At 46.5% G+C, this 12425-nt stretch carries 10 protein-coding genes and 1 pseudogene; 6 read left to right on the top strand and 5 right to left on the bottom strand.

The genetic code is table 11. The features are described from left to right. Nucleotides 1-22: 22 nt before the first annotated feature. Complete coding sequence (locus tag E5342_RS04335) at nucleotides 23-976, bottom strand: NAD-dependent epimerase/dehydratase family protein (protein ID WP_121734654.1); 954 nt, start codon at nucleotides 974-976, stop codon at nucleotides 23-25. Nucleotides 977-1155: 179 nt separating this feature from the next. Here E5342_RS04335 and kbl point away from each other — a divergent pair, with 179 nt between their 5' ends. Next, complete coding sequence (gene kbl, locus E5342_RS04330; protein WP_009017507.1) at nucleotides 1156-2346, top strand: glycine C-acetyltransferase; 1191 nt, start codon at nucleotides 1156-1158, stop codon at nucleotides 2344-2346. Between the two features lie 78 nt (nucleotides 2347-2424). Next, on the top strand, nucleotides 2425-3270 hold the full coding sequence (locus E5342_RS04325; protein WP_135958889.1) for a histidinol-phosphatase: 846 nt from the start codon (nucleotides 2425-2427) through the stop codon (nucleotides 3268-3270). Between the two features lie 227 nt (nucleotides 3271-3497). Here E5342_RS04325 and dnaJ read toward each other — a convergent pair whose 3' ends face one another. Both dnaJ and E5342_RS04315 read right to left on the bottom strand, forming a co-directional pair. Then, on the bottom strand, nucleotides 3498-4652 hold the full coding sequence (gene dnaJ, locus E5342_RS04320) for a molecular chaperone DnaJ (protein WP_121734656.1): 1155 nt from the start codon (nucleotides 4650-4652) through the stop codon (nucleotides 3498-3500). A 30-nt stretch (nucleotides 4653-4682) separates the two neighbouring features. Then, complete coding sequence (locus E5342_RS04315) at nucleotides 4683-5267, bottom strand: nucleotide exchange factor GrpE (RefSeq protein ID WP_121734657.1); 585 nt, start codon at nucleotides 5265-5267, stop codon at nucleotides 4683-4685. A 214-nt stretch (nucleotides 5268-5481) separates the two neighbouring features. On the opposite strand from E5342_RS04315, the gene E5342_RS04310 reads away from it, so the two are divergent. Genes E5342_RS04310 through corA form a run of 3 tightly spaced genes read left to right on the top strand, consistent with a single transcriptional unit; the run spans nucleotide 5482 to nucleotide 10488 of the window. Then, nucleotides 5482-6912, top strand: coding sequence for a DUF4136 domain-containing protein (locus tag E5342_RS04310; protein ID WP_121734658.1), 1431 nt, complete (start codon nucleotides 5482-5484; stop codon nucleotides 6910-6912). Between the two features lie 15 nt (nucleotides 6913-6927). Further along, complete coding sequence (locus E5342_RS04305; protein ID WP_121734659.1) at nucleotides 6928-9396, top strand: endonuclease MutS2; 2469 nt, start codon at nucleotides 6928-6930, stop codon at nucleotides 9394-9396. A 15-nt stretch (nucleotides 9397-9411) separates the two neighbouring features. Further along, on the top strand, nucleotides 9412-10488 hold the full coding sequence (corA, locus tag E5342_RS04300) for a magnesium/cobalt transporter CorA (protein WP_121734660.1): 1077 nt from the start codon (nucleotides 9412-9414) through the stop codon (nucleotides 10486-10488). A 9-nt stretch (nucleotides 10489-10497) separates the two neighbouring features. Here corA and E5342_RS04295 read toward each other — a convergent pair whose 3' ends face one another. Beyond that, nucleotides 10498-11097 carry a recombinase family protein gene (locus tag E5342_RS04295; protein WP_121734661.1) on the bottom strand — a complete coding sequence of 200 codons (600 nt, stop codon included), beginning with the start codon at nucleotides 11095-11097 and terminating at the stop codon, nucleotides 10498-10500. 111 nt (nucleotides 11098-11208) lie between these two features. Here E5342_RS04295 and E5342_RS04290 point away from each other — a divergent pair, with 111 nt between their 5' ends. After that, nucleotides 11209-12279, top strand: coding sequence for a winged helix DNA-binding domain-containing protein (locus E5342_RS04290; protein ID WP_135958888.1), 1071 nt, complete (start codon nucleotides 11209-11211; stop codon nucleotides 12277-12279). Here E5342_RS04290 and E5342_RS04285 read toward each other — a convergent pair. Then, a pseudogene (locus E5342_RS04285) lies at nucleotides 12260-12364 on the bottom strand (zinc ribbon domain-containing protein); the annotation flags it as partial. The gene E5342_RS04290 and the pseudogene E5342_RS04285 overlap by 20 nt on opposite strands. Nucleotides 12365-12425 lie beyond the last annotated feature (61 nt).

Below are 12425 nucleotides of genomic sequence, written 5' to 3'. Positions count from 1 at the left end.
AATCAAGGCTATAACATCACTCTTATTTATTGAAACGTTCTTTCAATTTAGCTAACATGTCTTTTGTCATGGCATCCAGATCATACTCCGGCTTCCAGCCCCACTCTTCGCGGGCGCAAGTGTCATCCAAGGAGTTCGGCCACGACTCGGCTATAGCCTGACGCAAAGGATCTACCTCATACTCCATTTGGAAGTCCGGCATATATTTCTTGATATTATTAAAGATGATCTCCGGATCGAAACTCATCGACGCAATGTTGAAAGAGTTGCGATGAACGAACTTCGTAGAATCCGCCTCCATAATCTCGATAGCGGCACGCAAGCCGTCCGGCATGTACATCATATCCATGAAAGTACCGGCTGCGATTGGGCAAACGAATTTCTCGCCCTTAGCGGCCGAATAGTAAATATCGACAGCGTAATCCGTCGTACCACCACCCGGAGGTGTCACATAAGAGATCAATCCGGGGAACCGAACCGAACGAGTGTCCACGCCAAAACGGATATTATAATAATCACTTAACAACTCACCGGATACCTTCGTCACGCCGTACATCGTACGAGGATTACGGATCGTATCTTGAGGAGTCTTGTCTTTCGGGGTATTGTTACCGAAAACGCCAATAGAGCTCGGCGTAAATACGGCGCAGTGCATCTCACGGGCCACCTCAAGCACATTGAACAAGCCCCCCATTCCGATCTTCCACGCCAACTGAGGCTTAGCCTCGGCTACAGCCGACAAAAGAGCCGCCAAGTTGTAGATCGTATCAATATTATATTTTGATACCGTCTCAGCGATCTGCTGCTCGTTCGTGATATCCACGATAGCGGAAGGTCCCGATTCTAACAACTCGCCTTTAGGTTCCGCACCCGGGATATAACCCGCTACTATGTTCCCACCGTAGATACTTCTTAATTTCATGGTTAACTCTGATCCGATCTGACCGGTAGAACCAATTACTAATACATTCTTCATCGCGTTTAATGAGATTTAAGTTTTTTTCCGTCGGCAAAGGTATAGAGAATAAAACAGTTTAGACATGAATTTCTTCTCTTTTTTAGTATTAAAATTCAAAAAAAAAACAGACCTTTGTCTGTCGCTTTGACAACGAAGCTACTACTCACATCTAAATACTAATAAAAAACGAAGTTTTTATGTACGGAAAACTTAAAGAATTCTTGACAAATGAACTTGAAGGCATCAAAGCCGCTGGTTTATACAAGAACGAGCGTATCATTACTACGCCGCAGAGAGCCGACATCAAAGTAAATGCCGGAAGTGATGTTTTAAACTTCTGCGCCAACAACTATCTTGGCCTGTCCGATAACCAACGACTTATCAAGGCCGCGAAAGAAGCCATGGATACACACGGTTATGGCATGTCGTCCGTTCGTTTCATCTGTGGAACGCAAGATTTGCACAAGCAATTGGAGGCAGCCATCTCCGATTATTTCAAGACAGAGGACACGATCCTTTACGCCGCATGTTTCGACGCTAACGGTGGTTTGTTCGAGCCGTTGTTCGGCGAGGAAGACGCTATCATCTCGGATGCCTTGAACCACGCCTCTATTATAGACGGCGTTCGTTTATGCAAGGCTAAACGTTACCGCTACGCTAACGCCGATATGGCGGACTTGGAGCGTTGCCTACAAGAGGCGCAGGCCCAACGTCACCGTATCATCGCCACGGACGGCGTGTTCTCCATGGACGGCAATGTCGCTCCGATGGACAAGATTTGCGAGCTTGCCGAGAAATATGACGCATTGGTTATGGTGGACGAGTCTCACTCTGCCGGTGTCGTTGGACCGACGGGCCATGGCGTAGCCGAGCAGTTTGATGTTTATGGACGTGTAGACGTCTTCACGGGTACGCTGGGTAAGGCGTTCGGTGGCGCCATGGGTGGCTTCACGACCGGAAAGAAGGAGATTATCGATATGCTACGCCAACGTTCCCGCCCCTACTTGTTCTCCAACTCCGTGGCTCCGGCCATCGTAGGCGCAAGCTTGGAGATGTTCAAGATGTTGAAGGAGAGCGACGCTTTACATACGAAATTAATGAACAACGTAAGTTACTTCCGCGACAAGATGCTGGCAGCCGGTTTCGATATCAAGCCGACTCAATCCGCAATTTGTGCCGTTATGTTGTACGACGCTAAGTTGTCTCAAGATTTCGCCGCCAAGATGCAGGAAGAGGGTATTTACGTAACCGGTTTCTATTACCCGGTAGTACCGAAGGGGCAAGCTCGTATCCGTGTACAATTGTCCGCTGGTCACGAGACCGAGCATCTGGACAAGGCTATCGCCGCATTTATCAAGGTAGGAAAAGAGCTAGGCGTTATCAAATAACATCTCTCTCATTCATAATACAAGGCCACATCCGGGCAAGACGATCTGGATGTGGCTTTTTAATCACTAAGAACAATCATGCAACTCAGTAACTACCATAGTCATTGTACTTTTTGTGATGGAAGAAGTATTCCGGAGGATTTCGTGAGATTCGCCATAACACACGGGTTCCGTGCGTACGGTTTTTCCTCCCACTCACCGCTTCCGTTCGAGACCTTCTGGAATATGTCTAAAGACGATATGCCGGAGTATCTGCAAGAGATAAAACGGCTGAAACAGAAATACAGCGATAAACTGGAAATATATGCCGGCCTGGAGATTGATTATCTGGACGAGACCTATAACGCCTCGATCCCCTATTTCCAAGAGTTGCCTTTGGACTACCGGATCGGTTCCATCCACTTCCTGCCCGTATCAGAGCACCTGGTCGAAGAGAACATGGTCTGTATAGACGGCTCATTCAGGGAATACGCCCACTCCGTGGAGCGGCATTTCGAGGGAGATGTCCGGTTGCTTGTCAAGCGTTATTTCGATTCCACGATGAAAATGATAGAGGCCGGAGGCATTGATATCGTAGGACATATGGACAAGATCTATATGAACGGGCAGAAATACGAGATCTTCAATTTTGATGAAGATTGGTATCGGAAGCCCTTTGAGGCTTGCCTGGATCTGGTTAAGGAGAAAGGATTGATGGTCGAGGTCAACACCAAGAACTGGACCAAGAAAAAAGAGCTTTACCCCCGTGCGGAATACCTATCACGGCTGCGGGAAATGAATATCCCTGTCATGGTGAACTCCGATTGCCATTATCCGGATTTGGTGAACGACGGCCGGAGGGCGGCTTTCGAGTTGCTGAAACAAGCCGGCTTCAAGTCTACCCGCGAGCTTGTGAAGGGCGAATGGCAAGATATCGCCCTATAGGACTTCTTTTTCCGCTTATACAAGAAGCACGCTCACCGCCTGTAAGCCGTTTTTTCCTTTATCTCCTCCACGGATATACACTCTCATAGGAGATTCATTTTATAACTTATGAAAAAAGACTACCGTATTCCGGTGATAAACACTATAGTATTCATTTCCAAACACTACTGTGTTTATCCACGAATACTATAGTGTTCTCACACGAACACAGTAGTCTTTTCTATTCGTTAATCAAAGAAGTGCTTAAACTTACTGAAGATTTTCTCTTTCATCGTCTTATTAGGCTGGAAATTCGGCGAATTCTCCAATCCGTTCAACGTCTCTTTCTCCGTAGACGACAAAGTCTCGGGGATATATACGCTCACGTTCACCAACAGATCGCCCGTACCATAACTATTGACGGAAGGAAGTCCTTTATTACGCAAACGAAGCACCTTACCCGGCTGCGTACCCGGCTCGATCTTCAATTTCGCCTTCCCGTCAATGGTCGGAACCTCTACCGTGGCTCCCAAGGCTGCTTGCGGAACACTCAGCAGGAGGTTGTATAACAGATCGTTCTCATCACGAATCAACTCCGGATGAGGTTCCTCCTCGATAAGGATCAATAAGTCGCCGTTGATTCCACCATGTCGTGCGGCGTTGCCTTTACCATTCATGGAGAGCTGCATGCCCTCGGCTACACCGGCAGGGATATTGATCGTGATAATCTCATCGTCGCGAACGACGCCCTCACCGTTACACTCCGTACATTTCTTGACAACGATCTTGCCCTCGCCACCACAAGTAGGACAAGTCGTCTGCGTCTGCATCTGCCCAAGGATCGTGTTGGCGATACGGGTAACGACACCGCTACCTTTACACGTATCACACGTCTTCACACCCTCCGAGCCTTCCGCCCCGCTACCGTGGCAATGCGAACAAGGCACATACTTCTTTACCTTGATCTTCTTTTCCACGCCGTTAGCGATCTCTTTCAGGTTCAGCTTCACCTTCACACGCAAGTCCGATCCACGGTTCACCCGGCGTCCTCCACGAGAACCGCCGAAACCACCGAAGCCGCCGAAACCGCCAAAATGTCCACCAAAGATGTCGCCGAACTGGGAGAAGATATCTTCCATGGACATTCCGCCACCGAAGCCGCCACCTTGTGAAGCCCCGCCGACACCCGCATGGCCGAATTGATCATAACGCTGACGCTTTTGCGGATCGCTCAACACGTCGTATGCCTCAGCCGCCTCCTTAAAGTTCTCCTCCGCTTGCTTATCGCCCGGGTTCTTATCCGGGTGGAACTGTATCGCCTTCTTGCGGTACGCTTTCTTTATCTCATCCGCCGAAGCATTCTTCTCAACGCCCAGCACTTCATAGTAATCCCTTTTAGCCATCCTTGTATTTGTTATTTGCCGATATTCCGATTATTCTCCCACTACTACTTTAGCGTGACGGATTACCTTGTCAAATAAGGTATATCCAGTTTGTACACAATCCAACACCTTGCCCTTCATGTCTGGCTCCGGAGCGGGAATCGTAGCGATAGCCTCAAACTCCTCCGTGTTGAACGGCTTGCCTACGGCCTCGATCGGCTTCACGCCCTGCTGAGACAGATACCCCATGAACTTACCGAAAATCAAGTCCACACCTTCTTTAACGGCCTCCACATCCTCAGCCGTGCGGACGTTCTGCAAAGCACGCTCGATATCGTCGATGATAGGAAGAAGGTTCTTTAACACACCCTCACCGCCAGTCTTGATCAAATCGGCCTTCTCACGCATCGTACGTTTACGGTAATTGTCAAACTCCGCCATCAAACGCAGGTGGGAATCGTTTAACTCATTATATTTCTTTTGCAAGGCTTCCAGTTCGCCCGACACATTGTCAGAGCCAGCAGTTTCATCTGCCGCGTTTGACCGTTCCTCCTGCAAATTTGTCGCTTCCTCATTATTCACGTTTTCGTTTTTTGAAGCGTTTTCGTCTTTCTCGTTCGGATTCATCTTGCTCATAATCTATCTGATTTTTTTCATTACTAATTAATTGTAAGCGAAATACGACACCATATAAACACCGTTAAAAGGTATATACACAGCATCCATATCAAGTTCATACACTATTATAGCAGCAAATATATTGCCAACTATTCCACCACATCAAAAATATCTTTACCTTTGCCTATGTTTTAAACGAAACAGTTTTTTAGAGTAAATAAAATTCCAGAATATGATGAGAAGTGTGATTTTGTCAACGTTGCTATTAGTATTAGCGGTCTGTACGGTTTCCGCCCAAAACAGGAATGTATCCATCTGCCGACTAGGTTTCACATACGATATCAGCCAGAGCAAGAACTGGGGAAATAACAAGCCGGTCATTAAAAGTGTCATCCCTTATTCATCCGCCGAGCAAGCAGGTATTAAGAAATATGACGTGATCGAGGAGATCAACGGAGTACCTGTGACAGAGATTTCTGTCGATGAGATCCCCCAACTGCTGAATCCCTCCGGAAGAAACGATGTCCTATTGACCATCAGCAACCTTTCCTCTCCTTCTAAACAAATATTGGTAAAGAAGGATTGCAAGAAAAGTAACGCCATCACGGAAGATCAGCTGGCGTCCGCCTATTCGATGTATAGCTTGGAGACTACCAATGAGCAAGAATTCGTATGCCCGTTCAAGACTACCGTCACATCCGACGGCGTAGATTTCGGCGACTTCAATACATTCGCCTTCTCGACCATCGACGAAAATAACCGTAAACTGGAAACGGTCATCAACGAATGCATCGAGAACGAGTTGACCAAAAAAGGACTTACAGTTGATATCGCAAAGCCGGATCTATTGATACAGACTTTCTACTTTTTCGACAAAAACCCAAACTATCTGGGAGCGAATAAAGTGTTAGTAAAAAAAGAACCGACTTACCGGTACAATTTCTCGCACAGCAAGATGGAGAAATTCCCGTTCTTGAATTACGCCGCCGCCGAAGCGGAAGCCGAATATCTGTTGCAATTCGGTATCCGTATCATCGATCAAAAAGAGATCCCCGGACGTGTACTTTGGGAATGTGAGGCGAACGAGTTGCTGGAAGACTCTTATCGTTTGGACGAATACGCCCAGGTGCATGTCCCGTTGATGTGTATGCAATATCCATACACGAAATACGGACGTAACGTACCGTTCAAGGTAAGCAAGAAGACCTATAATTATACGGGTATCAGTTACGATATCGATAAATTGGATCAGGTGGTTGACGTAGATCAGAATTCTCCCGCTTATGCGGCAGGCATCCGCCCTCGTGACATTATAGAAAAGATCGGCCATCATAAGATGGATCATTCGGCAGAGGAGTTCTCATCCGCCTACAAACGCTTTATCACGAACACGATGCAATATCGTGATCCGAAGACGATGTTTACGGACGCGAACGGTTTCAAGTATTGCATGTTCTGGGACGTATTCAAATATCCCCAAATAGCGGATGCGTCTCAAAGCTCCGATTACTTGCCGGCATTTTCTTATTTATACTATTTCGCCCCTTATATTAATCCGTCCGGCAACAACGCCTGTACATTTAATATAAAGCGTGGCAAGACAAAATTAGAAGTAATTATCCGTCCTACCATTCGCACCGAAGTGACGGTAGAGATCAAATAAAGATTTTACAAACACGTGATATATCCACAAAATTTTGAACAAAAGACGGGATTTGATAAGATCCGTCACTTAATCACAGAAAAATGCTTAAGCCCGCTCGGAGAAGAGCGGGTAGCGGAGATGGGATTCTCCGCCGATTTCGAGGTCGTGTCCAAGCGGTTGGAACAAACCGACGAGTTTATCCGTATCCTACACGGAGACACGGAATTCCCCGCCAGTTATTTCTTCGACGTGCGCTATTCCTTGAAACGGATTCGGCCGGAAGGTACTTGGCTGGATGAACGGGAGTTGTTCGACCTCAAACGTTCCCTGCAAACGATCAATGACATCGTACGCTTCTTCAAGCCCATGGACGATGAGGAAATCAAATATCCGGCCTTGACTGAATTGGCGGGAGATATCTTTGTCTTCCCCCAATTGATTGGAAAGATCGATAGTATCCTCGATAAATTCGGCAAGGTCAAGGACAGCGCTTCCTCCACCCTATCGCAAATCCGCAGGGAAATGACGATCACGATGAGCGGTATTTCCCGCAGCCTGCAATCCATCCTCCGTGCGGCGCAATCGGACGGGGTTGTCGATAAGGACGTGACACCGACCATGCGCGACGGCCGTTTGATGATCCCGGTAGCCCCGGCCTTCAAACGAAAGATAAAAGGTATCGTACATGATGAGTCCGCCAGTGGCAAGACGGTCTTTATAGAGCCGGAGGTGGTCGTGGAAGCGAATAACCGCATCCGGGAACTGGAAGGGGAAGAACGCCGGGAAATCATTAAGATACTGACGGAATTCACGAATGTGATCCGTCCTTTAGCTCCGGATATCCTGCAATCATACGAGTTTCTTGCCGACATTGACTTCATTCGTGCGAAAGCGTTATTTGCGGAGCAAGTCAAAGCGATCAAGCCAATCGTAGAGGATAAGCGACAAATGGATTGGGCACGTGCTGTGCACCCGCTCTTATTCCTGTCTTTACAGAAACAAGGCAAGCAGGTTATTCCCCTCGACATCGAGTTGACCGAGAAAAAACGGATCTTGATCATATCCGGTCCGAACGCCGGTGGTAAATCCGTTTGCCTGAAAACGGTCGGATTACTTCAATACATGTTGCAATGTGGTTTATTGATCCCTTTGCATGAGCGATCAAGAACCGGGATCTTTGAGCATATATTCATTGATATCGGTGATGAGCAAAGCATCGAGAACGATTTGAGTACCTACAGTTCCCACCTTACCAACATGAAGTATTTCGTGAAGAATTGTAACGAGCGAACCATTATCCTAATCGATGAGTTCGGTAGCGGTACGGAACCCCAGATTGGCGGCGCTATCGCCGAGGCTTTATTGGATCGCTTCAACCGGAACCATAGCTTTGGCGTAATCACGACCCACTACCAAAATTTGAAGCATTTCGCCGAGGATACGGAGGGTATCGTAAACGGTGCCATGTTGTACGACCGCCATTTGATGCAGCCCTTGTTCAAGCTTTCTATCGGAAACCCGGGTAGCTCGTTCGCCGTAGAGATCGCACGCAAGATCGGTCTGCCCGAGGACGTAATAGCCGACGCTTCCGCGAACGTCGGAGCGGATTATATCAATATGGACAAATACTTGCAAGATATCGTACGCGATAAACGGTACTGGGAAAGCAAACGGCAGAATATCCGTCAGCAGGAGAAAAAACTGGAAGATGTCACTTCCCGTTACGAACAAGATCTGGAAGCCGTAAACAAGCAACGTAAAGAGATCATCCGAGAGGCAAAGGCTGAGGCCCAACGTATTCTAGCGGAAGCTAACGCCAAAATCGAGAATACCGTCCGTGAGATCAAGGAGGCCCAAGCGGAAAAAGAACAGACCAAATTGGCTCGCAAAGCTTTGGAAGAGTTTAAGAACTCCGTCATGGCGACCGAAGAAGAGGACGATAAGATCGCACGCAAGATGGCCAAGCTCAAGGAACGGAACGAACGGAAAAAACAGAAACAAAAAGTGGCGGCCCGACCGATATTTAATAAAGAGGTGATAGAGGTCGGCGACAATGTACGCCTAAAAGGGCAGGTTTCTGCCGGAACCGTTATGGAACTACAAGGAAAACAGGCCGTAGTAGCATTCGGGATGATCAAAAGTACGGTTAAACTGGAGCAGTTGGAGAAGGTTAGTAAAAGCCAGATCAAACGGGAAATCCAGAAAAGCACGTTCGTCAGCTCCCAGACCACTGACAATATGCATGAGAAGAAGATAAACTTTAAGCAAGAAATCGATGTTAGAGGAATGAGGGGTGATGAGGCATTGCAAAGCGTGACCTATTTTATCGATGATGCCATTCAAGTCGGGGCAGGTAAGGTTCGCATTTTACATGGAACTGGTACAGGTATCTTACGTCAGCTAATCCGGGATTATCTGCGCACGGTTCCCGGTGTCCGTCGTTTTCAAGACGAACATGTGCAGTTCGGAGGTGCCGGCATCACCGTTGTTGAGTTTGATTAAAAAGAGATCCCTATTATGAGGCGGTATGAATATACACACAAGAAAAGACATATATCCAACCGGCATTTGTCGGACAAGTATTATTACGCCGGTGAACATGAGACAGCAACCGGCATCCGTCTCACGCAATACAACGAACAATCTTTGCATACGAAAGAGGTGCGGATAACCGACACCTCTTTCAGCAAACTAACCGATCCAAATCAGATCAATTGGTTCGAGGTTAGCGGATTGACCAATGCGGATGCCATTACCCGTATCGTAAAAGATTTCGGCCTGCACAATCTGGACGCTAAGGATATCCTGACTCCCCAACATGTGGTTAAAGTGGAGGAATACAAAGGACGAATGCTTATCGTATTAAACTCCTGCTATTACGATATCAATAATGAGATGCGGTCCGAACACATCAGCATACTGGTAGCGAACAATACGGTTATCACTTTCACGGAAAGCAACAACCCCGTATTCGAGGCCGTCCATAAAGCACTACTATCCAACATGCTGAACATCCGAAAAAAAGGCAGTGGATTGCTACTCGCTTTCCTTCTAAACACGATCATAGCGAATTTAGTAGAATCGGTCTCAAAAGTGGAAGAGATACTAGAGGATATAGAAGAGACCTTGCTCGATCCTAAAAACGATCAGGGAAATATGGGTTCCCTGATCCAACAACACCGCCATGAGTACATGATTATCCGTAAGAATAGCCAACCGCTGAAAGATCAATTCTCAAAACTATTACGAACAGAGAACGGGATTATCACTCCGGATATCCTACCGATCTATAATGACCTGCAAGACCAACTCCAATTCGTTATCCAAACAACAGAAAGCTGCCGGGAAATCACCTCTTCCCTTGTCGATCTTTATATATCCAATAACGATTTCAGGATGAATGCCATCATGAAGCGGTTGACGATTGTCTCCACCCTTTTCATCCCTTTGACATTCTTGGTGGGCGTATGGGGTATGAACTTCAAGATGATGCCGGAATTGGATTGGCGTTACGGTTATTTCATCGCTTGGGCCATCATGATAGCTACCGGAGTATTGACTTGGCTATATATGAAACGAAAGGATTGGTATTAAAACCAATCCTTACGATCTGAAGAATTTCTTCCTATACTTATAAAAAGTATTCTTAGAGACGTTGAAATGCTCGCAAATCGATCCTACCGATTCTCCCCGCTCTAACATGTTCATGATCTCCCCCTTATGGGCGTCTAAGAAGAACAACTTAGATTCCGAGCCTTTAGGACGTCCCAACCGCTTTCCCGTACTTTTCACCTGTTCCAAAGCATCTTTTGTACGTATGGAAACCAGACTGTGATCAATCTCGTCTACTTGCTTGAATACATTAATCATCAACTGGCGATCCATCCGGTCATCGAATATATAACGGTCGTTTATACAATAGACCGTCACATCCTTCTCCATGCAAACGGTAAGTATCCCCATCAACTCATATAAGGTAAGACACAAACGGGTAATATCCGAAACGATCAAGGCATCCCCTTTCTTCAAGCGTTCGAGAACAAGTTTTAACTTTGGCCCCGGTTGTTTCGCTTTCTCTCCGGATACTTCCATGACCCATTTATCCACATGGATATCCTTGGCTGCGGCAAAAGAAGAGATCTCTTTCCTTTGAATATCCAAGTGTTGCCGGTCAGTAGCCACATTTAAATACGCTATCGTCATAAACTTCACTAATTGTTTCTAGCGTGAAGGTACAAAAAGAATGAGTATATCTTCAAGATTATGGGATGTTTAACGCTTTATTTCGTACATTTGCGTTTATATTCATATATTATGATAACACATATACGAGTAGCTAGCCAACAATTGGAACAACCCCGATTTGAGACCCCGAAAGAGTTGGTCTCTTGGATGGGCGCTATCCAAGCGCAGGAGTATGAGATGGCCAAATGGGCGATCGGTATTCGCTTGAGATCCTCTTCCCTTGAAACGGTAGATGAGGCTTTGTACAAAGGTGATATTCTACGTACCCATGTGATGCGTCCTACTTGGCATTTCGTGCCCGCCGAGGATATCCGTTGGATGCTTATGCTATCTTCCAAGCGTATCAAGGCTGCCGTTATGTCGTACGCCAAGGGACATTTTGGGAAGACAGAAAAAACGCTATTCACAAGATGCCTAGATCAGATCGGAAAGATACTGGAAGGATACAAAAGCCTGACCAAACAAGAAGTAACGGCGGAATTGCAAAAATCCGGGATTTTGCCCACCAAGGATCACGCAAACCTTTTCCTTACATGGGGTGAGGTGGAAGGTATCGTCTGTAGCGGGATCGATAAAGGAAAGAAAACGACTTACGCCTTATTGGACGAACGTGTCCCTCCTACTCGTGAGCTTTGCAGGGAAGAGGCTCTGGCGAGATTGGCATCCAGATATTTTCAAAGCCACTCCCCGGCCCAATTGCAGGATTTTGTTTGGTGGTCTGGGTTAACCGCTACCGAGTGTAGGATCGCTATCAATCTGATCAAAACGGAGTTAATGACCGAGACGTTCGATTCCCGTGAATATTTCATCCACCAATCATGGAAAGGAAAAAATGAGAGCGAACCTGTCCTGCGTCTCCTCCCCGCCTTCGATGAATACTTGATCAGTTACAAAAACCGCACGGACGTATTGCCACTAGAACATCATCCAAAAGCGTTCAACCGATTCGGCACCTTCTATCCGGTTATCTTGTACAACGGAAAGATAATAGGCAATTGGAGCCGCTCCATTAAGAAAAATTCCATTCAAATAGAAATGGACTTCTTCGAGAAGAAACCCCGCATTCCGATGAAACTAATCCGGCAGGCCGAAGCACAGATAAACGCTTTTTACGGAAACTTATCGTACAGTTCATCGTGAAGGCTCCGTCCTTATAACAATAGCAACAATATTCCTCATTCTTTTGTAGCGGCATACCGCAACTTTGGCAAAATTTCGCTTCCATACTAAATCATTTTATTGGTATATAAATTTTTGTCACTTGTGTATCGTCTTCTGCCGAACAA

The organism is Parabacteroides distasonis, from assembly GCF_004793765.1.
GTDB lineage: Bacteria > Bacteroidota > Bacteroidia > Bacteroidales > Tannerellaceae > Parabacteroides > Parabacteroides distasonis_A.
Note: the sequence above shows the minus strand (reverse complement) of the source record. Positions and strands in the feature narration are given on the sequence as shown.

Excerpts from the sequence above, each read along its gene's own strand:
- E5342_RS04335 (WP_121734654.1), bottom strand. The coding sequence starts at position 976 with ATGAAGAATGTATTAGTAATTGGTTCTACCGGTCAGATCGGATCAGAG.
- kbl (WP_009017507.1), top strand. The coding sequence starts at position 1,156 with ATGTACGGAAAACTTAAAGAATTCTTGACAAATGAACTTGAAGGCATC.
- E5342_RS04325 (WP_135958889.1), top strand. The coding sequence starts at position 2,425 with ATGCAACTCAGTAACTACCATAGTCATTGTACTTTTTGTGATGGAAGA.
- dnaJ (WP_121734656.1), bottom strand. The coding sequence starts at position 4,652 with ATGGCTAAAAGGGATTACTATGAAGTGCTGGGCGTTGAGAAGAATGCT.
- E5342_RS04315 (WP_121734657.1), bottom strand. The coding sequence starts at position 5,267 with ATGAGCAAGATGAATCCGAACGAGAAAGACGAAAACGCTTCAAAAAAC.
- E5342_RS04310 (WP_121734658.1), top strand. The coding sequence starts at position 5,482 with ATGATGAGAAGTGTGATTTTGTCAACGTTGCTATTAGTATTAGCGGTC.
- corA (WP_121734660.1), top strand. The coding sequence starts at position 9,412 with ATGAGGCGGTATGAATATACACACAAGAAAAGACATATATCCAACCGG.
- E5342_RS04295 (WP_121734661.1), bottom strand. The coding sequence starts at position 11,097 with ATGACGATAGCGTATTTAAATGTGGCTACTGACCGGCAACACTTGGAT.
- E5342_RS04290 (WP_135958888.1), top strand. The coding sequence starts at position 11,209 with ATGATAACACATATACGAGTAGCTAGCCAACAATTGGAACAACCCCGA.